Origin of the sequence: Streptomyces sp. NPDC008139 (genome assembly GCF_042957025.1) — a bacterium.
In the GTDB taxonomy this organism is placed as follows: Bacteria; Actinomycetota; Actinomycetes; order Streptomycetales; family Streptomycetaceae; genus Actinacidiphila.
In genome coordinates, this window is record NZ_JBIBHM010000010.1 from 77,657 (window position 1) to 100,605 (window position 22,949).

Consider the following 22,949-nt stretch of genomic DNA (forward strand, 5'->3'; position numbering starts at 1 on the left):
GGTAGCGCCACTACGGCCGCGGGCGGCCCTGTTCGGCAAAGTCTTCCGAGGCGGCCCGCCGACTGTCACACTCGCTGGTGTGCCCGACTTCGACGTGTTGGTGATCGGTTCAGGTCCTGGTGGTCAGAAGGCGGCCATCGCGGCGGCCAAGCTCGGACGGCGGGCGGCGGTGGTGGACCGCGCGGACTCGCTGGGCGGGGTGTCGATCCACACCGGCACGATCCCGTCCAAGACGCTGCGGGAGGCGGTGCTCTACCTCACCGGCCTCAACCAGCGGGATCTGTACGGCCAGAGCTACCGGCTCAAGGAGGACATCACCGTCGCGGACCTGACCGCGAGGACGCAGCATGTGGTCGGCCGCGAGGTCGATGTGATCCGCAGTCAGCTCTCCAGGAACCAGGTCGCGCTGCTCTCCGGCACCGGGCGCTTCGTCGACCAGCACACCGTCGCGGTGCGCGACGCGGTCGGCCAGGACCGGCTGGTGACGGCCGAGCACATCGTGATCGCCACCGGCACCCGGCCCGCGCGCCCGGCGAGCGTCGAGTTCGACGACCGTACGGTGCTGGACTCCGACAGCGTCCTCAGCATGGAGCGGGTGCCGCGGTCCATGGTGATCGTCGGCGCCGGGGTCATCGGCATGGAGTACGCGTCGATGTTCGCCGCCCTCGGCAGCAAGATCACCGTGGTGGAGCAGCGCGAGGGAATGCTGGACTTCTGCGACGCCGAGATCGTCGAGGCGCTCAAGTACCACCTGCGGGATCTCGCGGTCACCTTCCGCTTCGGCGAGACGGTCGCGGCGGTCTCGCGGCACGAGCGCGGCACCCTGACCGTGCTGGAGAGCGGCAAGAAGATCGCCGCGGACGCGGTGATGTACTCGGCGGGGCGGCAGGGGCTGACCGACGAGCTGGACCTCGACAAGGCCGGTCTCCAAGCCGACAAGCGCGGCCGCATATCGGTGGACGAGCACTTCCGCACCGCGGTCCCGCACATCTACGCCGTCGGTGACGTCATCGGCTTCCCCGCGCTGGCCGCGACCTCGATGGAGCAGGGCCGGACCGCCGCGTACCACGCCTGCGGCGAACCGGTGCACGCGATGCGGGACGGCCAGCCGATCGGCATCTACACCATTCCCGAGGTCAGCTTCATCGGCCGCACCGAGGACCAGCTCACCGACGAACTGGTGCCGTTCGAGGTCGGTGTCTCCCGCTACCGCGAGCTGGCCCGCGGCCAGATCATCGGTGACGCGCACGGCATGCTGAAGCTGCTGGTCTCGCCGGAGGACCGCAAGCTGCTCGGCGTGCACTGCTTCGGCACCGGCGCCACCGAGCTGATCCACATCGGCCACGCCGTGATGGGCTGCGGCGGCACCGTCGACTACCTCGTGGACGCCGTTTTCAATTACCCGACGCTCGCCGAGTCCTACAAGGTCGCGGCGCTCGACGTCACCAACAAGATCCGGCAGATCGACCGGCTGGGGGACTGAGCCGCGCGGGTGCTGTGTCGCCGATGAGTTTTCGGCGGGCGGCCGGTCATAAAGGTGAACGGCGGCGCTCGGGCGCCGACGACAGCCTGACGCGAGGAGACCGCGATGCCCCGGATCACCCCCAACCTCTGGTTCGACACCGAGAGCCAGGAAGCCGCCGAGTTCTACGTCTCGGTCTTCCCGAACTCGCGGATCACCGACACCACCTACTACGGCGAGGCCGGTCCGCGCGAGGCGGGCACCGTACTGACCGTGGCGTTCGAGCTGGACGGCCAGCCGTACATCGCGATCAACGGCGGCCCCGAGTTCCCCTTCACCGAGGCCGTCTCGCTGCTGATCACCTGTGAGGACCAGGCCGAGGTCGACCACTACTGGGCCCGGCTCACCGAGGGCGGCGGCTCCGAGGGCCCGTGCGGGTGGCTCAAGGACAAGTACGGGCTGTCCTGGCAGGTCGTCCCCACCGGCATGGTGGCGATGCTGAACGACCCCGACGCGGAGCGCGGCCAGCGCGCGATGAAGGCAATGCTCGGCATGAAGAAGATCGACCTGGCGGCGCTCAAGGCCGCCGCCGACGGCACCGGAGCCTGAGGGACGCCGACGGGAAGACATACGACGCGCCGCTAGGAAGTGCCGTCCGACGCGGGACGGGCACGGGGGTGGCGGCGCAGGAAGTCCTCCACGAGACGGTCGGTGAAGTCCCGGTCGACCGGGTTTCCGGTCACCAGGACGCGGTGGTAGATCGGCCCCACGAGCCGGTCGACCTCGGCCGTCAGGTCGAGACCCGCGGGGAGTTCGCCGCGGCCCACCGCGTTCTCCAGCGGGAGCCGGTCGCGGCGGCGCTCCTCGTCGAGATAGCGGGCGCGCAGCACGGACGCGAACTCCGGGTCGTGCTGCGCGCCCGCTGCAGGGCCCGGAAGACCGCGCCAGCGTCGGACCGGTGAGGAAGCCGGCCAGCAGGCTCAGGTGCTCGCGGAGATCGGCGCCGAGATCGCCGTGGTCGGCCGGGGCGAGGGCTTCGGCGGCGTCCTGGAGGAAGGCGTCCAGAAGGACGTCGGTCTTGGTGTTCCAGCGGCGGTAGATGGTCTGTTTGGCGACCCCGGCCCGCGCCGCGATGCCCTCGACGGTGACACCGGCGAAGCCCTTCTCGACCAGGAGGTCGTCGGCGGCTTCAACAACGACGGCACGCAGGCGGCGGGCGCGGACGCCGTCCACACCCTGACGGTCGCCCCGGTCTCCGGCTCCTTCGCCGGGCAGGTCGCGCAGCGCCGGTGGACGGTGGCCTTCTCCAACGCCACCGCGCCGAAGTCCGTGACCGTGGACGGCGCCCCGGTGGCCAGGAGCGCCTGGTCGTGGGACGCCGCCGCCAGGAAGGTGACCGTCACCGTCCCGCAGAGGTCCGTGCGTCAGCAGGTCACCGTCAGCTATCGGTGACGCCGCCCGGGGACGCCGCCGAGGCCCACCGCGCCTCGGCGGCGTCCAGCAGTTGTGCGATACGGATGGGGTCCGGTAGCGGGCCGTGATCGCCGGGGACCCGCAAGGCCGCGCCCGCGGTGACATGGCCGAGGCGGAGCGCGCGGACGGGCGGCTCGCCGCGGAGCAGCCCGGTGAGGAATCCGGCGGCGAAGGCGTCGCCCGCGCCGACGGGTTCCACGACCTCGACGGCGCGGGCGGGCACGGTGTGCGCCGTCGCGCCGTCGAAGGCGGTCGCGGCGCGGGCGCCGTCCTTGACCACCAGCACGCGCGGGCCCGGCAGCAGGGCGCGTACGTCGGCGGCGTCGGCGATGTGCGCGCCCCACAGCGCCTGGGCCTCGTCCAGGCCGACGAAGGTGATGTCCGCGCGGTCGGCGAAGTCGCGCAGGACACCGGGCGCCGCGCCGTCCGGCCAGAGCGCGGGCCGGTGGTTGACGTCGAAGCTGACCGGCAGCGGGCCGCGCAGCGCCGCGTCCACCAGGTCGCGGCAGGAGTCCGACAGCGCCGCCGTGACGCCGGTCAGGTGCAGCAGCCCCGCGGTGCGTACGGCCTCGGCCGCCAGCGATTGCGGCCCGAGCGCGGACGCGGCCGACCCCCGCCGGTAGTAGTGCACGCGGGTGCCCTGCCCGCCGGGGCTCTTCACCATCACCCCGGTCGGCCGCCCCGAGTCGGTCCGGACGCCTCCGACGTCCACCCCGCACGCCGCGATCTCGGCCACGATCCGCCGCCCGAACGGATCGTCACCGACCGCCGACACCCACCGGGCCTCCACCCCGTGGTCGGCCAGATACATCGCCGCGTTCGACTCCGCCCCGGCGACCTCCACCCGCAACCGCCGTGCCTCCGCGAGCGTTTCACCGGCCTCCGGCACCATCGCGACCATGGTCTCCCCGACGCAGGCGACGGGGCCGCCGATCTCGATCACGGCAGTCTCCTCGCGGGGGTACGGCGCGGGCCCCGTCCGGTCATGGCGAGTGACGGCGCCGGGCGCTGCCCCCGGCTCCTCGTACGCCCGGTCATCGTGCGGCCCGCGTGCTCGGCGCGTCCGTCTCCGCGACGACGGCGAGGAAGTCCCTGGCCCGCGCGCGGAGCGCGGTCCGGCTGCCGCCGCTCGCCGCGTCGCCGATGAGGGGCGAGCCGACGCCGACCGCGAGGGCTCCGGCGGCGAAGTAGGCGCGGGCGGCCGGGATGTCGACGCCGCCGACGGGCACGAAGGGCAGGTCGGGGAAGGGGCCGCGCAGGGCGCGGAGGTAGCCCGGGCCGCCCGCGTGCTCGGCGGGGAAGAGCTTGAGCGCGGTGGCGCCGAGCCGCCGCGCGGTGACGATGTCGGTGGGCGTCATCACTCCGGCCAGCACGGGCAGGCCCAACTCCCGTGCGGCGCTGACGCCTTCGCCGACCGCGGGCGTGACGACGAAGTCGGCCCCGGCACGGTGCGCGTCCTTGGCGTCCTGCTCGGTGAGGACGGTGCCCGCGCCGAGCGGCGCGTCGGGGCCGAGGGCGGCGCGGGCCGCGGCGATGACGCCGAGCGCGTTCCGGCCGCTGAGCGAGACCTCGACCAGCGCGACACCCTCCTCGACCAGGGTCAGTACGGTGTGCAGCGACGCGTCCTCGTCGTCGCCGCGCACGATGGCGACGAGACGGTGGGCGCGCAGCGCGGTGAGCAGGTCCACGGGTGATGTTCCTTTCCTGTTGCGGTGATCGGACGGCGTGGGTCCAGGGCAGTCGGTCCGGTCGCGGCCCGTCGAGGGTTCAGCGGTTCGGGGCGGACGATCCGGTCGCGGTCAACCGGTCCGGTCGCGGTGAGCCGGACGCGGTCAGCCGATCCCGTCGAGGGTTCGGCGGTTCGAGGCGGACGGTCCCGTCGCGGTCAACGGGTCCCGTCGCCGTGCGCCGGTCGCGGTCAGCCGATCCCGTCGAGGGTTCGGCGGTTCGAGGCGGACGCGGCGGTGGCGGCGGAAGCGCCGGCGGCCGTGACCGTGAGCCGCCAGCGGACCTCGCCGCTCGCGGGCACGCGGGCCGCGTCCCCCTCCCCCGCCGTCGCCAGGTCGAAGACCCGCCCGAGCATCGGCTCCACGCCGATCGAGCGGTACGGCGCGCCCTCGGGGAAGCCGCCCAGATTCCGCCACAGGGCGATGGACGCGGGCTGACCGGACACGTCGAGCGCGAACCGCAGCCGGTCGGACCCGTCGTGCACGGTCGCCGTCGCGGCGTCGACGACCGCGCCGCTCGCCGTACCGTCGTCGGGCCCGAGCAGGTCGAAGCGGGCACGCGTCCCGTCGCCCGTGCCCCCGGCGGACGGCCAGGTGAACGGCTCGCGTCGCGCACCCCCGTCCGGGTAGTGCAGGGCCTGTGCGCCGGGCGGCAGTTCGATCCGGCCGTCCCGCGACACGTCGAGCAGTGCGTGGGCGGCCCACAGGAAGCGGTAGCCGGGCGCGGCGGTAAGCCGGTAGTCGACCACCGCGCCGCCACCGGGGCCGCCACCGATCCGCCGGGTGAGCCGGAAGTCGGGGTGGTCGACCCGGTCCGCGCCATCCGCGCCGTCCCCGCCGTTCTCGCGCCGCCAGGGGCGCGACCACACGTCGCCGTGGTCGGGGACGCCCCGGACGGTGGGCAGGCACTCCTCCAGGCCGCCCGCGTCGGCGAAGGCGTCACCGGGCGCGACGCCCGCGCGGCGCGGCTCGTCCCGGTGCCAGAGCCATTCACGGTCCCCGGCCCGCAGCGACGTCCAACGGCCGCCGTGCGCCAGGTCGGTGACGATCCGTACGGGAAGCGCCGCCGCGGTCAGCGCTGTCACCATTCCGCGAACGACCCGTCGGCGTGCCGCCACACCGGATTGCGCCAGGCGTGCCCGCCGCGGTCGGCGGCGCGTACCGCCGCCTCGTCCACGGTGATCCCGAGCCCCGGCAGCCCGGTGCGCAGCGCCTGGCCGTCCACGAAGCGGAACGGCTCGGTGTCCACCAGATACGACAGCAGGTCGGCGTCCTTGTTGTAGTGGATGCCGCGGCTCTGCTCCTGGATGAGGAAGTTCGGCGTGCAGAAGGCGACTTGGAGGCTGGCGGCGAGCGAGATCGGCCCCAGCGGGCAGTGCGGGGCGAGTTGGGCGCCGTACGTCTCGGCGAGCGACGCGATCCGCGTCACCTCGGTGATGCCCCCGGCGTGCGAGAGGTCAGGCTGCGCCACGGCTATGCCCGCGGTGAGCGCGGGCAGGAACTCCGCACGCCCGTACAGGCGTTCACCGGTCGCTATCGGCACTTCGGTGGAGGCCACCAGGCCGCCGAGCAGATGTCCCAGCTCCGGCAGCAGCGGCTCCTCGGCGAACAGCGGGTGCAGCGGGGCGATTTCACGCAGGACGCGCCGGGCGCCGGCGGCCGTGAAGCGGCCGTGGAAGTCGACGGCGACATCGCGTCCGGGGCCGAGCGCCTGGCGCGCGGCGGCCACCCGCTCCACGACGGCGGCGGTCTCGGCGGGCGTGGTGAGCGCCGACGTGCGGCCGGCCGCGTTCATCTTGACGGCGGTGAAGCCCGCCTCGACCTGCGCGCCGACGTCCTCCGCGAGCCGCGCGGGCTCGTCGCCGCCGACCCAGGCGTAGACCCGGACCGCGTCCCTGACCGGACCGCCGAGCAGGCCGTACACGGGAGCGCCGTACGTCTTGCCCGCGATGTCCCACAGCGCGTGGTCGAGACCGGCGACGGCGCTGGAGAGCACCGGGCCGCCGCGGTAGAAGCCGCCCTTGGTGAGCACCTGCCAGTGGTCCTGGATCCGCAGCGGGTCCTGGCCGATCAGATACTCGGCCAGCACGTCGACGGCGGCGCGCACCACCTCGGCCCGCCCCTCGACCACTGGTTCGCCCCAGCCGACGACGCCCTCGTCCGTCTCGATCCGGCAGAACAGCCACCGGGGCGGTACGAGGAAGGTCTCGACGCGCACTATCTTCACTTCGCCGCCTCTGAAGCCGTGGAGGTCTGGGATTCCTTGGATGCCCGCGCCGTTTCGGATGCCCGCGCCGTTTCGGATGCCCGGGATGTCCCGGACCCGCCGGACACCTCCACCGCCTCGGCGCCCGAGCCGTGCACCAGGTCCAGGTCGCGGACGGCCTGGTCGAGCAGGGCCCGCATGGCGCGCTCGGCGGCGTCCGGGTCCCGGTCGCGTACCGCGTCGAGGACGGCCCGGTGGCTGGGCACCGGGTCCTGGCCGTGCGGGGAGCTGTGCACGATCTCGTCGCGGTGCGCGAGACCGGACTCGATCACCATCTCCATCCGCTCCAGCAGTTCGTTGTGGGTGGCGGCGAGCAGAGCGCGGTGGAAGGCGAGGTCGGCCTCGACCGCGTGCGCGGCGCCGCCCTCGTCCTCACCCATCGCGGTGAGCGCGGCGTCCAGCGCGACCAGGTCGCCGTCGGTACGGCGCACCGCCGCCAGCCGTACGGCGGCCGGTTCGACGATCCCGCGGACCTCGCCGAGGCTGCGCAGCAGCCCCAGGTCGGCCCCGGTGCTGGTGCCGCCCGCGAACTGCCAGCGCAGCACGTCGGCGTCCAGCAGATTCCAGTCGGCGCGGGCTCTGACGAAGGTGCCGCGTTTCTGCCGCGCGTCGACCATCCCCTTGGCCGCCAGCACCTTCAGCGATTCGCGCAGCGCGGTGAGACTGACGTCCAACTCGCTCTGCAACGCCACGAGATCGAGTGTCGCCCCTTCGGGGATCTCGCCGCTGAGCACCCGGCGCGCGAGAGTCTCCACGGTCTGCCCGTGCACTCCGCGGCGCGCGTATGGCGTCATGTCGTTCTGCCTTTCTCCAGGTCGGGTGGGGTACCCCGGGTGAGGTACGGCGATGGTGGTGGGCGGCGGTCAGGCCGAGGCCTTGGTGACACTCCAGCCGCCGTCCACCAGCAGGCTCGAACCGGTGATGTACGAGGCGTCGTCCGAGGCGAGGAAGGCGATGGCCGCGGCGACCTCCTCCGGGCGGCCGAAGCGGCGCGCCGCGGTCTCCGCGACGCTGCGGGCCCGGTCCTCCTCGGGCACCCGGTCCCAGGCCGCGGTGAGGATCGGACCGGGGAGCACCGCGTTGACCCGGACCTCGGGCCCGTACTCGACGGCCAGTTGGCCGCTCAGCGACAGCAGCGCGCCCTTGGCCGCCGCGTAGGCGGGGTGGCCGGGGATGCCCTTGTGCGCGTGGACGGAGGAGGTGAGGACGGCGGCGCCGCGGGCGGTGCGCAGGTCGGGCAGCAGCGCCCGGAAGCCGAGGAAGCCGCCGGTGAGGTTGACCGCGAGCTGTCGCTCCCAGGAGGCGACGGACATCTCGTGGGCCGGGGCCACGTCGACGGTGTAGGCGTTGGAGACCAGGGCCGCCACGGGGCCGTAGGCGTGCGCCACCGCGACGATCCGCTGCCAGTCCTCGGGGTCGGACACGTCCGCCCGTACGGACACCGCCCGGCCGCCCTGCTCGCGGATGCCCGCGGCGACGCCCTCGGCGCGGTCGGCCGCGATGTCGGCGAGGACCACGGCGGCGCCCTCGGCCGCGAGCCGTTCTGCGGTGGCCGCGCCGATCCCGGAAGCGGCTCCGGTGACCACGGCCACCTTGTCGGCGAAGCGGAGTGCTGCGTTCATGTGCTGGTCCTGCTCCTCGGTACGGTGGGGCTGGTCGGTGCGGCCGGGCTGGTCGGTGCGGCCGGATCTGTCTGGGCCTCCCGCGACTTTAGTGACGCCCGGAGCCGTAGGCGGCCTCCTGCCGCGCCAGCACGACGAGTTCGGCGTCGTGTCGACCGGTCCAGCCGAACGGCAGGCCGCTGTGGAGCAGATACGCCCCGCTGTACACCGTCCCGTCCGCCGTGTCGGTGTAGCGGGCGGCGGGGTCCAGGCCGCGCAGCCGCAGCCGGGAGGCGCGTCCGGGGATTAGCGGCGCGCCGTCGAGCCGTCCGGTGCTCCACGCGGTGACCACGACCCGCGCGCCGCCGCGCTCCTCGTACTGGACACCGCAGGTCGGATCGGCGGGGCCGTTCAGCAGCCGGGCCGTGCCGTGGTGGACGACATCGCGGATCTCCTTGTAGCGGGCGATCCAGCCCGCCGCCTCGGTGCGCTGCTCCGGCGTCCAGGCGCGGATGTCGGCGCCGATGCCGAGCACGCCCGCGATGGCGAGGACGAAGCGGAAGGCCAGGGAGCGGGGCCGCGGGTCGAAGACGCCGGGCGCGTCGGTGACCCAGGAGCTCATGGTGTGCGGGGCGTGCGCGTGCAGATAGCCGTACTGGATGGCGAGCCGGTCGAGCGGCGCGGTGTTGTCGCTGGGCCAGACCACGTCGGTACGGGCCAGCGTGGCGTGCTCGATCCGGGCGCCGCCGCCCGCGCAGCCCTCGACGGTGACGTGCGGGTGGTGGGCGCGCAGGTGGTCAAGGACCCGCAGGTATCCGGCGACGTGGTCGGCGTCGAGGTCCTGGCCCGCGGCCGGTCCCGTGTCGGGCCTGCCGCGCTCGGTGGGTGGGCGGTTCATGTCCCACTTGAGGTAACTGACGGCGTGTTCGCCGAGCAGCCGGTCCAAGGTGGCGATCACAAAGTCCTGCACGTCCACCCGGCCGAGGTCGAGCAGCAGTTGCTGGCGGACGAGGGTCGCCGGGCGGCCGTCGATCCGGTACACCCACTCGGGGTGCTTGGCGTACAGCTCGGACCGCGGGCTGATCGCCTCGGGTTCGACCCACAGGCCGAAGTCCATGCCGGTGGCGCGGACCCGCTCGACGAAGCCGTCGAATCCCTCGGGGAAGTTGGCCGGGTCCGGCGTCCAGTCGCCCAGTCCCCCGGTCTCGTCCTGCCGCCCGCGGAACCAGCCGTCGTCCACGACGAAGAGTTCGACGCCCATGTCGGCGGCGACGGCGGCCAGTTCGAGCTGCGCGTCGGCCTCGACGTCGAAGCCGGTGGCCTCCCAGGAGTTGTACTGCACCTTGCGGGTACGGTGCAGCCGCTCGCCGCTGAGCTCGCGCTCGTACGCGTGCCAGATCCGCGTCAGTCCGTCGAGCCCTTCCGGGCTGAAGGCGCAGGCGACGCGCGGGGTGGTGAGCGTGGCGCCGGGCGCGAGGCGGACGGACTCCTCGTGCGGCAGCCGTCCGGCGCGTACGCGGACGATCCCGCCGGGTTCCGCGTCCGCGGTGATGTGCCAGTTGCCCGACCACTCCAACGCGATGCCGTAGGTGGGGGTGTCGCCCTCCTGCGGGGCGGCGGCGTCCTGGACCGCGAGCCAGGGGGCGTAGGCGTGGCCCGGCACTCCCTGGGTGGAGGCCATCTCGAACCGACCCCTGACGAGGTCGAGTTGGGTGCGCTGGAACTCCTGCGACCACTGACCCGTGAGGTAGGTGAGCCGGGCGCCCTCGCCGTCGGTGACGGGGACGCTGATCGCGGCGGAGTCCAGGCGTTCCAGACGCAGTTCGTCCGGTCCCGTGCAGGTCAGCTCGGTCCAGCGCAGCAGTACGTCGGTGCCGGGCACGGTCTCGTAGCGCAGCGCGACCCGCAGTCCGAGGTGGTCGTCGGTGAAGTCCAGGCGCAGCGACCGGTCGTCGTCCTGCGTGGCGCGCTCGAAGGTCCACCACACGCCGCGTTCGCCGTCGGGGCGGCGCACGACGAGGTCGGCGCCGCCGAAGGGACGCATGCCCTGGGGCAGGTATTCGGCCGGGGCGGCGTCGGCGGGGGTGATGTAGTGGGTGCGGCGCGACCAGTCCAGCGGGGACGGGCCGGTCTCGGCGCCGTGCGGGCCCCAGGCGGCGACCTCGGCCCACCGCCCGTCGCCGCCGAGGCGGACGGCGTAGGTGGTGGTGTCGGTGCGCAGCAGCCACAGTGCGGTCGACGGCGTTGCGGACGGGGTCACTTGACTGCTCCCAGGTTGAGTCCGGCCACGAAGTGCCGCTGGAATCGCAGGAAGACGATGACGGTCGGGGCGGCGGCGATCACGGAGCCGGCCGCGATGACGTTCCACATGGAGACGTACTGGCCCTGGAGGCCGATCAGCGACGCGGTGATCGGCATCTTGCTGTCGGTGCGCAGCACGGTGATGGCCCACAGCAGGTCGTTGAAGATCCAGGTGAACGACAGGGCGGTGAGCGCGGCGAGCGCGGGCCTGGCGAGCGGCAGGATGATCCGCGTGTAGATCTGCCAGGGACCCGCTCCGTCGATGACGGCGGCCTGCTGGATCTCCGGCGGGATGGACCGCATGAAGCCGTGCAGCACGAAGACGTAGAAGCCGACGCCGAAGCCGACCTGGACGCCGATGAGGGCGTACAGCGAGTCGTAGAAGCCCAGTTGCTCGCTGAGCTTGGAGACCGGGATCAGCAGGATCTGCGGCGGCAGCAGATTGCCGCTGAGCATCACCAACAGCAGCACCCGGCGCAGCGGCACGTCGTAGCGGCTGAGCGCGAAGGCGGCCATCGAGGCGAGCAGCAGCGAGATCAGCACGGTGGGGACGGACACCAGCATGCTGTTGATCAGCGCGCGCTGCTGTCCGCCGTCGACCCACGCCTGGCGGAAGCCGTCGAGGGTGAAGGAGTGCGGCAGGCCGCCGAGGCCGTTGGCGGCGATGTCGTCGAAGGAGCGGGTGCTGGTGACCAGTACGACGACGATGGGGATCAGCCAGATCAGCGACAGCAGTCCCGCACCGGTGTGGAAGGCGGCGGTCCCCCAGGCCCGGCGCCGGTCGGGCCGACGGCTCCCGCCGCGCGCGGCCTTCGTACCGGCAGCGGCACCTGCGTCCTCGCCGGTACGGTCCGCGGTCGGCGCCGCGTCGGCGCCCGCGTGCGTGACGGTCATGAGTCGGCCTCCTTGAAGGCGCGCACCAGGTACGACGCGATCACGCCGAACGCCAGCACGAAGATCACGACGGCGAGCGCGGAACCGTAGCCGAGCCGCAGGGACTGGAAGGCGGTGGAGTACATGTATGTGCTGAGCAGTTCGGAGGAGTGGTACGGGCCGCCGCGGGTGAGCGCCCACACCACGTCGAAGGAGCGCAGCGAGTCGATGATGATGACCGACAGCACGACCGCGTTGACGCTGCTGAGCTGCGGCAGCGTGATGTGCCGGAACTGCTGCCAGCGGGAGGCGCCGTCGACCTTGGCGGCCTCGTAGAGCATCGGGTCGATGCCCTTGAGCCCGGCCAGGTAGAGCACCATCACGTAGCCGATCTGCCGCCACAGGGCGGGCACGATCACGGCGTAGAACGCGGTGTCCTGGTCGGCGAGCCAGGGGTGGGTGAGGCTGCCGAGTCCGAGGCCGGACAAGGTGTGGTTGATCAGGCCGTCCGGCTGGTACATCGCCTGCCAGACCAGGGCGGTCGCGGTCAGCGAGAACACCACGGGCAGGAAGAGCGCGGCCCGGTAGAAGCCGACCCCGCGCCGCTCCTGCTGGAGCAGCAGGGCCGCGCCGAGGCCGAGCGCGGCGGACAGGCCGCCGAAGAGCACCAGCCACAGCACGGTGTCGAGCACGGCGGTGTGGAAGACGCTGTCGTGCAGCATCTCCCGGTAGTTGCCGAGGCCGATGAACCGCGGCGCCGAGACCCCGTCCCACTTGGTCAGCGAGAGGTAGAAGCCCTGGAGGGCGGGCCAGAAGACCCAGAAGCCCTCCGCGAGCAGCGGGACCAGGACGAAGGCGAGGACGACCGGCGGGACCCGGGTCGCCTGCTTGCGCTTCTTCGGCTTCCCCGGCTTCTTGCCCGGGTCCGCGCGGGTCGCGGTGAGCACCGCCATCTCACTGGCTCCAGATCTTCTGCGCGTCCCGCTGCCAGGTGGTGAGGATCGAGTCGATCTCCTTGGGCTTGGCCAGGAACTTCGTCAGCGCGGTGTCGGCGGTCGGCTGGAGGGCGTCGCTGGAGTCGCGGTTGAAGAACTGCGTGACCTCGGCGGCGCTCTCGATCAGCGCGCGGCCCTTCTTCACCAGCGGGGTGCCGCTGTCCTTGGCCTTGGGGTTGGTCGGCAGCGCGGTGCCGGAGGAGCCCTTGATGTAGGTCTCCTGCGCCGGGGCGGTGGCCAGATACCGCATGAAGTCCTTGACCTCGTCCCGGTGGCCGGTGCGGGCGCTGGCGAAGTAGCCGTCGGTGGGGCCCTCCTCGGCCATCGGGATCTTGGCGTCGATCACCGGGAAGCGGAAGAAGTCGATGTCGTCCAGTTCGCCCTTCGGGGCGGAGTCGGCGAAGAAGGTGCCGATCAGCATCATCCCGGTGCGGCCCTGGAGCAGCGCCGTGGTGGCGTCCTGGAAGGCGAGCGCGGTGCCGTTGGGGTCGAAGTACGGCAGCGCCTCGGCCCACTTGTCGAAGACCTTGCGGACCTCGGGGTCGTCGAAGCGGTGCTTCCCCGCGAGCAGGTCGCGGTGGTACTGGGCGCCGTTGATACGGATGTTGAGGTAGTCGAACCAGGACGACGCGACCCACGCGGTGCCGCCGCCCGCGCCGAGGCCGATCGGCGCGACGCCCTTGGACTTCAGCGTCTCGCACAGGGCCATGAACTCGTCCCAGGTCTTGGGCTCCTGGACGCCCCACTTCGCGAAGTTCGACTTCCGGTAGAACACGCCCCACCAGTAGTACGTGGCGGGCACGAACACCTTCTGGCCCGACGAGGAGGTGCACAGCGTCCGGAGCGCCTTGGAGTAGCCGGACAGCTCCGGCTCGGCCCAGATGTCGCCGACGTCGAGCAGCAGATTCCTCTTGGCGTACGAGTCGGCGACCGAGCCGGGGTACCAGGTGAGCAGGTCCGGCGGGTTGCCGGAGGTGAGGTACGTCGGGAGCTGGGTGCGGAAGGTCTCAGAGGCGACCGTGTTCAGCTTGGCCTTGCCGTCGCCCTGCTTGTTGTACGCGGCCACGAGGTCCTGCATCGCGGCCTTCGCCTGCGGGGACGACAGGTTGGACTGAAGGGTGACCGGGCCCTTGCCCGACTGGCTCTTGGCACCGGACGAGCCGGAGGTGACGCAGCTACTCATCATCGCCGCGGCGCCGACGGCGCCGGCACCGGCGAGGAACCGGCGGCGGCTGGGTTGCGAGGTGTTCATGGGACTCCCTTACGCCCACGGAACGGGGCCCGGCCCCCTGACGACCGGGCCCTCGTTCGGCTGGTACAGACTGTCGTGACGGCGGAGCGCCGTCAAGATTAATTCCTAATTTATTTACTTACGCATGTCCGTGGCCCGTGCGCGATCCCGCACCGGACGCCGTACCCGACCCGTCAGAGCGTGCTCTGGCGGACGACTCCGCCCACCCCGCGGAAGACCACGAGCACGCTTCCGTCCGCCGCGGCCGTGGCCCCGGCCGACCCGTCGAGCGCCCCGCTCACGAACGCCGTGCGCGGGTACCACCCCGACCAGGTGTCGCTCGTGGCGTCGTACCCGCGCTGCCAGAGCGTGTAGTCCGAGGCCCGCGCGAGCAGTTGGACGGTGCCGCCCGCCGTGACCAGCGTGGGCGCGGCACTGATGGTGCCGCCCAGCGACGACCAGCCCGACCAGGCGCCCGAGGTGTCGCGCACCCGCGTCCACACCGCGTCGTCCGCGGCCCGTACCGCCACATGGATCCGGCCCGCGGAGTCGGTGACGGCCGACGGCCGTCCGTACAGCGCCAGTCCGTCCGGCGCGCCGATCGAGGTCCAGCCGGTGCGCGGGCCGCGGCTGCGGACCGTGCCGTCGCTCCCGGTGGCGAACAGCGTCCAGCGGTCGGGGCCGTCGAAGGCGACGGTCGGCGCGTCCGCGAGCCGCCCGCCCAGGCTCTGCCAGCCGCCCCAGCGGCCGTGATCGTAGGTCCGCCGGTACGCGGCGCCGTCCGTGCCGCGCACGAACACGTCGATCCGGCCGCCCGCGCTGCCGTACGCGGCGGGGTCGCCGAGGAACCGGTCGCGGGTGGGGCCGCCGAGGTCGGTGGTGCGCGCCGGCCAATGACCGTCCCGGCCGGTGCGCGCCCGCAGTTCGCCGCCGTCGCCACGGGTGAACGCGGTCAGCGTGGCGCCGTCGCGCACCAGCGCGGGGCTCGCCGTGGACCGGCCGCCGAGCGTGACGCCGGGCGCGTCGTCGCGCCCGGTGAGCTTCAGGAAGGCGGTGCCGTGGGCCGGGACGGTGACGGTGTACGAGCCGGTGCGCGTGCCCCGGTCGGCGCGCGCCCGCAGGTCGCGTACGGCCACGTTGCCGGTCAGCCCGGCGGCGGCGAAGTCGACCGTGCGCGCGGCGGGCCGGTCCGAGCGGTTGAGCAGGACGACCGCGCGGCGGCCCGCGCCCTGGAGGACCTTGCTGTAGACGTCGCCGGTCGCGTCGGTGGCCACCCGTACGCCCTGGATCGCGAGCGGGTCCTGGTCGACGGCGACGATCTCCGGATTGCGCAGCGTGTCGAGCATCGCCTTGGGCAGGGTGCGCGGGTCGGAGCCGATGACCAGCGGGGAGGCCATCTCCGCCCACATCACGAGCTGCGTGGTGGACTCCTCCTGCGTCAGCTCGTACGAACCGTCGGGCATCTTCCGCATCGGGATCAGGTAGTCGGGGTCGTTGTAGTGGCCGGGGCCCTGCGCCTCGGGGTGCCAGGCGTTGGCGTCCATGTTGCGCAGCACATTGGGCCACTCGTTCGCGGTCGGCGTGCCGTAGGCGATGTCGGTGCCGCTGCGCCAGGAGTCGGCGGTGGTCGGCCCGTACACGTACGCGTTGTGCGCGTCCTGCGCCGGGGTGTGCGGCAGGCCCCAGTCGTCGGTGAGCGGATTGCACAGGTTGAGGATCATCGGACGGCCGGATGTCGCGACGGCGTCGCTGAACTCCTTGAAGGCCGGGCCGGGATCGAGTTTTTCCGCGATGCCGCACAGGAAGTCGACCTTGACCGCGTCGATCTTCCAGGCGGCGAACTGGTCGGCGTCCTGCCGGTAGTGGCCGCGGCTGCCGAGCCCGCAGTTCGCCGGGTCGTAGTCGCCCGCGTCGGTGTAGATGCCGGCCTTGAGTCCGCGCTGGTGCAGATAGGTCACCAACGCCGGTATCCCGGAGGGGAATCGGTCCCGGTTGGCGGTCAGGCGTCCGGCGCTGTCGCGGGGCGTGTCGGCCTGCCAGCCGCCGTCGAGCCACACGATGTCGTAGCCGCTGTCGCGCAGACCGCTGCTGACCAGGTGGTCGGCGACGCTCCTGACCTGGGCCTCGGTGGGGGCGCCCAGGCCGTAGTAGGTGTTCCAGCCCATGTACGGCGTCGGCGCGAGGCCGCTGTCGTAGAAGGCGGGGGCGCCGTCGGCGGCGATACGCGCCGGGGCGTCGGCATGCGCCGCCCCCGGCGCCGCGACCGCGAGCAGTGCGCCCGCTCCAGCCGTCGCCACGGCGCGCCGGGCACGCGCCGTCCCTGAACGATGCGAAGTCATGAAGGGTCTCCCGAGAGTTGGGGATACGCGGACGGCCGCCTCCCGGAACACCGGGGACCGCCGCCACGACGAAGACTGTGGCGGCGGTCCCGAACCCTGTCAACGATAATTCCTAATTAACTTAAATTTGCAGCTCCGGGTCGCTGTCCTGGCCGCTTCCCCGGCCGCCGTCGCGCCCCCGCGGAGCGGGCGCCGTCCAGTTGCCGAGGAGCTGGAGCGCCTGGGCGCTCGGCGAGCCCGGCTCGACGGTGTAGACGCACAGCGTCTGGTCCTGATCGCCGGGCGGTTGCAGCGACTCGTAGGAGAACTCCAGGTCCCCCGCGACGGGATGGCGGTAGCGCTTGATCCCGTGCGTGCGGCGCAGCACCCGGTGGTCGTTCCACCAGGTGGTGAACTCCGGTGAGCGCAGGGTGAGTTCACCGACCAGGTCGGCGAGCTGGCGGTCGTTCGGGTAGCGGCCGGCCTCCAGCCGGAGCATGGCGACGGTCTCGGCGGCGAGCTGCTCCCAGTCCACGACGCGCTCGCGCGCCTCGGGGTCCAGCAGGTAGTAGCGGGCCATGTTCCGGCGGGTCGCGGGCAGCGCGTCGAAGTCGACCAGCAGCGCGCGGGCCAGCCGGTTGGACGCCAGCACGTCGGTGCGGCGGCCGAGGACGAAGGCGGGCACGTGCTCCAGCGTCTGGAGCAGCAGATGGAGCCCCGGCCGTACCCGCTGCGGTCCGCTCGGCGCGTGCCGGGACCCGGCGGGCCTGCGGGTCAGCAGGTCGGTCAGGTGCTCGCGCTCGGCGGTGTCGAGCCGCAGCGCGCGGGCGAGCGCGTCGAGCACCTCGGGCGACGGGTTCCCGCCGCGCCCCTGTTCGAGCCGGGTGTAGTACTCGGTGCTCACCCCGGCCAGCCGGGCCACCTCGTCGCGGCGCAGCCCCGGCACCCGGCGGACCCGGCCGTCGGCGGGCAGTCCCGCCTCGTCGGGGGTGATACGGGCCCGGCGCGAGCGCAGGAAGTCGGCGGTGTCGGTGCTGCGGTCCATACCCCCAGTGTGGCGGGCGGCGCGCGGGCCGCGCGCGTCGTGACTGGCCCTGTCAGTACCTGCCTCGCCGGTGCGGGTCAGGCCGTTGCCTGCCTGGTCAGGGCACTTTTCGGCGCTCCACGGCGGCTGCCCGGGTGGTGTGCTGGACGGCAGGCGGACCGAGGGTCGGCCGCCGGATCACACCGAACACGAAAGGTGGACAGCCATGTCCGCGTACGACATCAGCAAGCCCCTCACCGGCCGGGTGGCGGTCGTCACCGGCGCCTCCAGCGGTCTCGGCGAGGCGTCCGCGGAGCACCTGGCGGAACTCGGCGCGAAGGTCGCGGTGCTCGCCCGCCGCACCGACCGGCTGGAGGACCTGGTCGCCCGGATCACCAAGAACGGCGGCGCCGCGCTGGCCCTGCCGGTCGACGTCACCAACCCGGAAGCCCTGCTGGCCGCCGCCGACCGGGTCGCGGCCGAACTGGGCGGCGCCGACCTTCTGTTCAACAACGCGGGCGTGATGCTGCCCTCGCCGATCGAGGAGCTGCGCACCCACCTGTGGCAGCGGCAGATCGACCTCAACGTCAAGGGCCTGATGAACGCGATCGGCGCCTTCACCCCGCAGTTGATCGCCGCCGCGGCCGAGCGCGGCGTCGCCGACCTGATCAACACCTCGTCCATCGGCGCGCGGAACATCTTCCCGACCTTCGCCGTCTACTGCGGGACGAAGGCGTTCGTGACGCATCTGTCCACGAATCTGCGGGTCGAACTCGGCCCGAAGAACGTGCGCGTCACCTCCCTGGAGCCGGGCATCGTCGGCACCGAACTCCAGACCCACGTCACGGACGCGGGCGCGTTGGAGTGGCTGGACGGCGCCCGGCAGTCGATGGAGTTCCTGGAGGCCGGGGACATCGCCAGGACCGTCGGATTCATCGCGACGCTGCCGCCGCGGGTCAACATCCAGCAGGTCACCGTCATGCCGACGGGCCAGCCGAGCTGACCCGTCGGCAGCGCCGGTCAGTGGCCGGAGGTCGCCTTCAGGCCGACCACGGCGACCAGCAGCAGCGAGACGAAGAAGATCCGGGCGGCGGTCGTGGGCTCGCCGAGCACCGCCATGCCGACCACGGCCGCACCGGCCGCGCCGATGCCGACCCAGACGCCGTACGCCGTACCGATCGGCAGCGTCTTCGCCGCCCGGGAGAGCATCAGCATGCTCGCCACGATGCCCGCGCCGGTCAGCAGACTCGGGACGGGACGGGTGAAGCCGTCGGTGTACTTCATTCCGATCGACCAGGCCACTTCGAGCAGACCTGCGACAACAACAAGGACCCATGCCATGAGGGCACCTCCGTGGGTTTCGTGCTTACGGGGGTGCGCCGTCTTTGCAGGGTCCCGGTACGACGCGCTCGTCGGGTACTCATCCGACCATAGCAAAGTCCGGCAATACGGCCACCGGCCGAGGTGCGGACGGGCCGCCGATTCCGGGACAGTCCCGGAGTCGCACACCGTATGCGTACGGCGTATACCTTGATCCTCGACGGCACCGTTCGCGGGTGTATACGCAGTACGCTGCGTAGTGGCAGCGGCGAGGAATCCGGTGTCGCTCAGGCTGTCGACCAGGAGGTGGCGGGACCCGTGGCGGCTCACAAGCGCTTGAACAGGGACGAGCTGATTTCCACCGCGCTCGCCGTGGCCGACAGCGAAGGCCTTGAAGCCGTCACCATCCGGCGGGTCGCCCAGCAGCACGACGTGACGCCGATGGCGCTGTACCGGCACTTCCCGGACAAGGACGGGCTGTTCGACGCGGTCACCGAGCGGCTGCTGACCGACGTCCGGGTCCCGGAGCCGGACGAGCGGCCGTGGCACGAGCAGATGAACGACCTGCTGAGCGGTTTCCTCGCGGCGCTGCGCCCGCACCCCAACGCCGCCGGTCTGGTGATCACCCGGATCTTCGCCTCCGAGCCCGGTCTCGTCGTCACCGAACGCACCCTCGCGCTGCTCTCCGCGGCCGGTCTGCCGGTCGAGCAGGGCGCGCAGACCGCCGGTCAGGCGCTGTGCTCCCTGGTGACCCTGGTCATCACCGAGCCCGGCCGCAGCAATCCGGCCCTGGACCCCGAGTCCCGAGAGGAGGCCGTCAGCGCGAAGAAGGCGAGCCTGCTCGACCTCTCCCCCGACCGCTACCCGCACGTCGTGGCCGCCGCCGACGCGCTCTTGTCGTGCGCGAGCAACGACGCGTACTACCGGCGCGGTGTCGACATGATCGTCGCGGGCATGCGCGGCACGGCGCAGGACGCCCTCGCGGCCGAGGCCGCCACCGGCTGACCCCGGCGCACTCTCAGGACTCGGTGCTGGAAACCGTTACCAGGGGACGACGCCGGCGTCCTCGAAGAACCCGCCGGTCGGGCCGTCGTCGGGCAGGGTGGCGAGGCGGATGGGGGTGGCCGCGCCCTGTTGGGGGGTGCGGGGGCCGAGGAAACCGGTGAAGTCGGTCGCGACCAGGCCGGGACAGGCCGCGTTGATCAGGATGTTCGTCCCGGCGAACTGCCGGGCGTAATGCACGGTGACGGCGTTGAGGAACGTCTTCGTCGGCGAGTAGGCCGCCATGACCGGGCCGATCTCGATGTCCGGGTCCGCCTGCCGGGTCAGGGAGGCGACGCTGCTGGAGACGTTGACGACGCGCGGCGACGCGGAGCGCCGCAGAAGTGGCAGCATCGCGTTGGTCACGCGGATGACGCCGAGGACGTTGGTCTCCACCACCGTGCGGACCAGGTCGAGGTCGAGCGTCGTCGGGTCCTGCGTCCACCCCGGCCCCGTCGGTCCTGAGATACCGGCGTTGTTGACCAGGGCGTCCAGGCGGCCCTCCCGCCGCTCGACGAGTTCCGCGGCGTCCGTGACGCTGCGGTCGCCGGTCACGTCCAGCGGCACCCCGAAGGCGTCCACCCCGGCGGCGCGCAGCTTGTCGACGGCAACTTCGAGGCGGCCCTCGTCACGCGCTCCCACGCCCACCCGGTAGCCGAGGGCGCCGAGGCCGCTCGCGATCTCGTAGCCGATCCCCTTGTTCGCGCCGGTCACCAGCGCGATCTTCGTTTCGCTCATACCGTCGATACTCGCCCGCCGCCGGGCCGCGCATCCAACACCGATACGGTGCTCTGTCATACCCGGCAGGTATCACACGTACGCTGGGGTCATGGACACCTTGGAGATCCGCGAGCTTCGGTACTTCACGGCGGTCGCCGAGGAACTGCACTTCGGCCGCGCCGCCGAGCGCCTCGGCATGGCCCAGCCACCGCTGTCCCGCGCGATCCAGCAGCTCGAACGGCGGCTCGGCGTCACGCTGCTGATCCGCGACCGCCGCGGGGTTGTTCTGACCGGCGCCGGTCAGGTGCTGCTGCACGAGGGCCGCACGGCCCTGGACGCGACGGCCGCCGCCGCGCGCCGTACCCGCCGGGCCGGTGACGCCGACCGCGCGGGCGGGGCCCGCGACCGTCTGGTCCTGGCGGTGAAGGCCGCCGCGTCGCACGAGCTGCTGCACAAGCTCCTGGACGCCTACGCGGCCGAGCCGGACGCCGCCGAGATCGAGGTGCTGCCGAGCGGCACGTGCGAGCAGGGCGAGATGCTGCGCGACGGCCGCGCCGACGTGGCGCTCATGCACAAGCCGTTCAACTCCCTCGCCGGATTCGACAGCGAGGAACTGATGACCGAGGGCCAGATCGCCATCCTGCCCGCAGGGCACCCCTTGGCCACGCGCAAGGCCCTGTCGCTGGCCGACGTCAGCGACCTCCCCGATCTCCCGCTCGCCCGCTGGGCCCTCGACGGAACGTATCCCCCAGGCCCTGGCCCCGAGATCCACGACCAGACGCAACTGGCCCAGCTCATCGCCCTCGGGCGCACCATGGCCGTCTTCCCCGACTCCGCCCGCGCCTGGTTGTGGGCCGAGCACACCGCCGTCCCGCTCAGCGACGCTCCGCCTGTCGTCACCCACATCGCCTGGCCCGCCCACAGCCGCTCCCTCCCCCTCGCCGCCCTGGTCCGCACGGCCACCCGGCTGTGAGTCGGCGGCCCTGGCGACCGGCAACCGGTCGGGGCGCGGGTGTCAGGCCCGTTCGGGGAGCGCCGCTCCGACCGCGGTGAGCCAGGCGTCGGCGAGCAGGGCGTGACCGTCCGGGGTCAGGTGGATGCCGTCGTCGGTCCACTTGCGGGGACCGGCGTCGGCGGCGGCCCGCGTCATCAGGGCGTCGGCGGGGACGAGGGTGGCGGAGAAGTCGGCGGCCAGTCGCCGTACCACCGCCAGCTTGCCGTCCAGGTCGTCCCGGAACGCCAGTTGGTCCTCGCTGACGGGCATCACGAACGGCTCGATCAGCACCAGCGCGCTGCCCCGGTCGGCGGCCTGGCCGAGGACGGTGCGGTAGTGGTCCTCGTACTCCTCGTCGGAGGTGGCGTCGTCGCTGTCGAAGCGGCGCCACACCTCGTTGATCCCGACCAGGACGGACACCACGTCGGCGCCGACCGCCAGGCAGTCCCGGTCCCAGCGGCCCCGCAGGTCGACCGCGCGGTCGCCGCTGATGCCGCGGTTGACGAAGCGGACCCCCGAGCCGGGGTGCTCGGCCGCGTACCGCTCGGCCACCATGGCCGCGTAGCCGTCGCCGAGGGAGTCGGGCGCGTCCAGGTCACGGCCGCAGTCGGTGATGCTGTCGCCGATGAAGAGCACGACGCCGTCGTCCGGGACGAGATTCGGGCGGACCTGCGGGCTCAGAGGGGACGTCATGATCGGGCCTTTCCCGTGCCGACACGCGTTTCGCTGTTCGTACCACCGTCCGGATCGCCCACTGTACGGTCCCCGACCTGCCTGTTCGCGACCGGCCACCCGTCAACCGGAGGTCCGCTCAGCCGGATTCCGTCCGCACCCGCCGGTACCAACGGCGATCGACGGCGGGTTCGACGCACAGCACGGCGGCGCCGGCCGCGCCGCGACGTGGTCGGCGGGGCGCGGAAACGTAACGGGGCTGTACCGGGCTTCCGGCCGCGGTGTTCGACGTCGGAGCCGTATGCCAATATGCGCAGCATGCCTTCCGTGGACCGCTATCTCACCGATGACGAAGAACTCATATACGTCACCCGGCAGCACTGGACTCAACTCGTCGGCGAGTTCGTGGTGTTGTGTGTGACATGGGCGGCGGCGGGCGCGCTGCTGTGGGTGCTGCCCTCCGGCAAGAGCTGGACGAACGCCGCCACGTACGTCGTGCTCGGTGTGGCCGCGCTCGTGTCGCTGTGGTTCTGGCTGATCCCGCTCATGAAGTGGCGCGGCACCCTCTACATCCTGACCACCAAGCGGGTCCACATGCGGGTCGGCTTCGTGAACAAGACCGGCCGCAGCATCCCGCTGGCCCGGATCAACGACATCTCGTTCGCCGCCTCCCTGTGGGAGCGGATCATCCGGTGCGGCACGCTCAAGATCGAGTCGGCCTCCGAGCAGGGCCTGCTGACCCTGAAGCACATTCCCGACCCCGAGGGTCTGAAGAGGACCATCTACGAGGCGATGGACGGCGACCAGGAGCACCACTACGGCGCCGAGGAGCGGACCTCGCGTCCTCGCTGACGGGAGGGCGCCAGGACGGCAGGAGACGCCGACCGGGAACGCAAGGGCCCCTGGGCGGCGGTGACACCGGCCAGGGGCC

The 22,949-nt window shown here is 72.4% G+C and carries 22 protein-coding genes and 1 pseudogene; 6 read left to right on the plus strand and 17 right to left on the minus strand.

The window, feature by feature from the left end; all coding sequences use genetic code 11:
- Positions 1-79: 79 nt before the first annotated feature.
- Together sthA and ACFZBB_RS22175 are read left to right on the plus strand one after the other, a co-directional pair.
- Positions 80-1,483, plus strand: coding sequence for a Si-specific NAD(P)(+) transhydrogenase (gene sthA / locus ACFZBB_RS22170; RefSeq protein ID WP_355334926.1), 1,404 nt, complete (start codon positions 80-82; stop codon positions 1,481-1,483).
- A gap of 105 nt (positions 1,484-1,588) precedes the next feature.
- Complete coding sequence (locus tag ACFZBB_RS22175; RefSeq protein ID WP_355334929.1) at positions 1,589-2,071, plus strand: VOC family protein; 483 nt, start codon at positions 1,589-1,591, stop codon at positions 2,069-2,071.
- A gap of 32 nt (positions 2,072-2,103) precedes the next feature.
- Here ACFZBB_RS22175 and ACFZBB_RS22180 read toward each other — a convergent pair whose 3' ends face one another.
- The 14 genes and pseudogenes from ACFZBB_RS22180 to ACFZBB_RS22245 all read right to left on the minus strand — a co-directional run bounded on the left by ACFZBB_RS22180 (position 2,104) and on the right by ACFZBB_RS22245 (position 17,292).
- Entirely contained in the window at positions 2,104-2,352 is a 249-nt protein-coding gene (locus tag ACFZBB_RS22180) for a TetR/AcrR family transcriptional regulator C-terminal ligand-binding domain-containing protein (protein ID WP_391124919.1), read from the minus strand.
- Between the two features lie 232 nt (positions 2,353-2,584).
- Positions 2,585-2,695, minus strand: a pseudogene (locus ACFZBB_RS22185) (hypothetical protein); the annotation flags it as partial.
- A gap of 205 nt (positions 2,696-2,900) precedes the next feature.
- Positions 2,901-3,836, minus strand: coding sequence for a PfkB family carbohydrate kinase (locus ACFZBB_RS22190; RefSeq protein WP_391125642.1), 936 nt, complete (start codon positions 3,834-3,836; stop codon positions 2,901-2,903).
- 133 nt (positions 3,837-3,969) lie between these two features.
- Positions 3,970-4,623 carry a bifunctional 4-hydroxy-2-oxoglutarate aldolase/2-dehydro-3-deoxy-phosphogluconate aldolase gene (locus tag ACFZBB_RS22195; protein WP_391124922.1) on the minus strand — a complete coding sequence of 218 codons (654 nt, stop codon included), beginning with the start codon at positions 4,621-4,623 and terminating at the stop codon, positions 3,970-3,972.
- Positions 4,624-4,853: 230 nt separating this feature from the next.
- Positions 4,854-5,750 (minus strand): hypothetical protein, encoded by an 897-nt coding sequence (locus tag ACFZBB_RS22200; protein WP_391124925.1) that lies wholly within the window; start codon positions 5,748-5,750, stop codon positions 4,854-4,856.
- Positions 5,744-6,889 carry a galactonate dehydratase gene (dgoD, locus tag ACFZBB_RS22205; protein ID WP_391124927.1) on the minus strand — a complete coding sequence of 382 codons (1,146 nt, stop codon included), beginning with the start codon at positions 6,887-6,889 and terminating at the stop codon, positions 5,744-5,746. Before dgoD ends, ACFZBB_RS22200 begins: the two co-directional genes overlap by 7 nt.
- Positions 6,886-7,722, minus strand: a complete 837-nt coding sequence (locus tag ACFZBB_RS22210; RefSeq protein WP_391124930.1) for an FCD domain-containing protein — start codon at positions 7,720-7,722, stop codon at positions 6,886-6,888. Before ACFZBB_RS22210 ends, dgoD begins: the two co-directional genes overlap by 4 nt.
- A 69-nt stretch (positions 7,723-7,791) precedes the next feature.
- Entirely contained in the window at positions 7,792-8,550 is a 759-nt protein-coding gene (locus ACFZBB_RS22215) for an SDR family oxidoreductase (RefSeq protein WP_391124933.1), read from the minus strand.
- Positions 8,551-8,638: 88 nt separating this feature from the next.
- Positions 8,639-10,789, minus strand: coding sequence for an alpha-galactosidase (locus ACFZBB_RS22220; protein WP_391124936.1), 2,151 nt, complete (start codon positions 10,787-10,789; stop codon positions 8,639-8,641).
- Positions 10,786-11,724, minus strand: a complete 939-nt coding sequence (locus tag ACFZBB_RS22225; protein WP_391124939.1) for an ABC transporter permease subunit — start codon at positions 11,722-11,724, stop codon at positions 10,786-10,788. The genes ACFZBB_RS22220 and ACFZBB_RS22225 overlap by 4 nt, the downstream gene beginning before the upstream one ends.
- Positions 11,721-12,656 (minus strand): ABC transporter permease subunit, encoded by a 936-nt coding sequence (locus tag ACFZBB_RS22230; protein WP_391124942.1) that lies wholly within the window; start codon positions 12,654-12,656, stop codon positions 11,721-11,723. The genes ACFZBB_RS22225 and ACFZBB_RS22230 overlap by 4 nt, the downstream gene beginning before the upstream one ends.
- Before the next feature lies 1 nt (position 12,657).
- Entirely contained in the window at positions 12,658-13,950 is a 1,293-nt protein-coding gene (locus tag ACFZBB_RS22235) for an extracellular solute-binding protein (RefSeq protein ID WP_391124945.1), read from the minus strand.
- Positions 13,951-14,123: 173 nt separating this feature from the next.
- A complete protein-coding gene (locus ACFZBB_RS22240) occupies positions 14,124-16,268 on the minus strand; it encodes a glycoside hydrolase family 27 protein (protein WP_391124948.1) in 2,145 nt (714 codons plus the stop codon).
- 121 nt (positions 16,269-16,389) lie between these two features.
- Positions 16,390-17,292, minus strand: a complete 903-nt coding sequence (locus tag ACFZBB_RS22245; RefSeq protein ID WP_391124951.1) for a helix-turn-helix domain-containing protein — start codon at positions 17,290-17,292, stop codon at positions 16,390-16,392.
- A 205-nt stretch (positions 17,293-17,497) separates the two neighbouring features.
- Between ACFZBB_RS22245 and ACFZBB_RS22250 the strand changes: the two genes are divergently transcribed.
- Positions 17,498-18,274 (plus strand): SDR family NAD(P)-dependent oxidoreductase, encoded by a 777-nt coding sequence (locus ACFZBB_RS22250; protein ID WP_391124954.1) that lies wholly within the window; start codon positions 17,498-17,500, stop codon positions 18,272-18,274.
- 17 nt (positions 18,275-18,291) lie between these two features.
- Here ACFZBB_RS22250 and ACFZBB_RS22255 read toward each other — a convergent pair whose 3' ends face one another.
- On the minus strand, positions 18,292-18,612 hold the full coding sequence (locus ACFZBB_RS22255) for an SMR family transporter (RefSeq protein WP_391124957.1): 321 nt from the start codon (positions 18,610-18,612) through the stop codon (positions 18,292-18,294).
- Positions 18,613-18,783: 171 nt separating this feature from the next.
- On the opposite strand from ACFZBB_RS22255, the gene ACFZBB_RS22260 reads away from it, so the two are divergent.
- Complete coding sequence (locus tag ACFZBB_RS22260) at positions 18,784-19,596, plus strand: TetR family transcriptional regulator (protein WP_391124960.1); 813 nt, start codon at positions 18,784-18,786, stop codon at positions 19,594-19,596.
- A gap of 36 nt (positions 19,597-19,632) precedes the next feature.
- On the opposite strand, the gene ACFZBB_RS22265 is transcribed toward ACFZBB_RS22260, so the two are convergent.
- Positions 19,633-20,370 carry an SDR family NAD(P)-dependent oxidoreductase gene (locus ACFZBB_RS22265; RefSeq protein ID WP_391124963.1) on the minus strand — a complete coding sequence of 246 codons (738 nt, stop codon included), beginning with the start codon at positions 20,368-20,370 and terminating at the stop codon, positions 19,633-19,635.
- A 91-nt stretch (positions 20,371-20,461) separates the two neighbouring features.
- Between ACFZBB_RS22265 and ACFZBB_RS22270 the strand changes: the two genes are divergently transcribed.
- Positions 20,462-21,325, plus strand: a complete 864-nt coding sequence (locus ACFZBB_RS22270) for a LysR family transcriptional regulator (protein WP_391124966.1) — start codon at positions 20,462-20,464, stop codon at positions 21,323-21,325.
- Between the two features lie 42 nt (positions 21,326-21,367).
- On the opposite strand, the gene ACFZBB_RS22275 is transcribed toward ACFZBB_RS22270, so the two are convergent.
- Positions 21,368-22,039, minus strand: a complete 672-nt coding sequence (locus ACFZBB_RS22275; RefSeq protein ID WP_391124969.1) for a GDSL-type esterase/lipase family protein — start codon at positions 22,037-22,039, stop codon at positions 21,368-21,370.
- A gap of 297 nt (positions 22,040-22,336) precedes the next feature.
- Between ACFZBB_RS22275 and ACFZBB_RS22280 the strand changes: the two genes are divergently transcribed.
- Positions 22,337-22,870, plus strand: a complete 534-nt coding sequence (locus ACFZBB_RS22280) for a PH domain-containing protein (protein ID WP_391124972.1) — start codon at positions 22,337-22,339, stop codon at positions 22,868-22,870.
- Positions 22,871-22,949: the final 79 nt, after the last annotated feature.

Coding starts and splice junctions, on each gene's coding strand:
- ACFZBB_RS22270 (WP_391124966.1), top strand. CDS start 20,462: ATGGACACCTTGGAGATCCGCGAGCTTCGGTACTTCACGGCGGTCGCC.
- ACFZBB_RS22225 (WP_391124939.1), bottom strand. CDS start 11,724: ATGACCGTCACGCACGCGGGCGCCGACGCGGCGCCGACCGCGGACCGT.
- ACFZBB_RS22210 (WP_391124930.1), bottom strand. CDS start 7,722: ATGACGCCATACGCGCGCCGCGGAGTGCACGGGCAGACCGTGGAGACT.
- ACFZBB_RS22255 (WP_391124957.1), bottom strand. CDS start 18,612: ATGGCATGGGTCCTTGTTGTTGTCGCAGGTCTGCTCGAAGTGGCCTGG.
- ACFZBB_RS22260 (WP_391124960.1), top strand. CDS start 18,784: ATGCGTACGGCGTATACCTTGATCCTCGACGGCACCGTTCGCGGGTGT.
- ACFZBB_RS22190 (WP_391125642.1), bottom strand. CDS start 3,836: ATGGTCGCGATGGTGCCGGAGGCCGGTGAAACGCTCGCGGAGGCACGG.
- ACFZBB_RS22235 (WP_391124945.1), bottom strand. CDS start 13,950: ATGAACACCTCGCAACCCAGCCGCCGCCGGTTCCTCGCCGGTGCCGGC.
- ACFZBB_RS22230 (WP_391124942.1), bottom strand. CDS start 12,656: ATGGCGGTGCTCACCGCGACCCGCGCGGACCCGGGCAAGAAGCCGGGG.
- ACFZBB_RS22240 (WP_391124948.1), bottom strand. CDS start 16,268: ATGACTTCGCATCGTTCAGGGACGGCGCGTGCCCGGCGCGCCGTGGCG.
- ACFZBB_RS22175 (WP_355334929.1), top strand. CDS start 1,589: ATGCCCCGGATCACCCCCAACCTCTGGTTCGACACCGAGAGCCAGGAA.
- ACFZBB_RS22275 (WP_391124969.1), bottom strand. CDS start 22,039: ATGACGTCCCCTCTGAGCCCGCAGGTCCGCCCGAATCTCGTCCCGGAC.
- ACFZBB_RS22215 (WP_391124933.1), bottom strand. CDS start 8,550: ATGAACGCAGCACTCCGCTTCGCCGACAAGGTGGCCGTGGTCACCGGA.
- ACFZBB_RS22280 (WP_391124972.1), top strand. CDS start 22,337: ATGCCTTCCGTGGACCGCTATCTCACCGATGACGAAGAACTCATATAC.
- ACFZBB_RS22245 (WP_391124951.1), bottom strand. CDS start 17,292: ATGGACCGCAGCACCGACACCGCCGACTTCCTGCGCTCGCGCCGGGCC.
- ACFZBB_RS22200 (WP_391124925.1), bottom strand. CDS start 5,750: ATGGTGACAGCGCTGACCGCGGCGGCGCTTCCCGTACGGATCGTCACC.
- ACFZBB_RS22265 (WP_391124963.1), bottom strand. CDS start 20,370: ATGAGCGAAACGAAGATCGCGCTGGTGACCGGCGCGAACAAGGGGATC.
- ACFZBB_RS22250 (WP_391124954.1), top strand. CDS start 17,498: ATGTCCGCGTACGACATCAGCAAGCCCCTCACCGGCCGGGTGGCGGTC.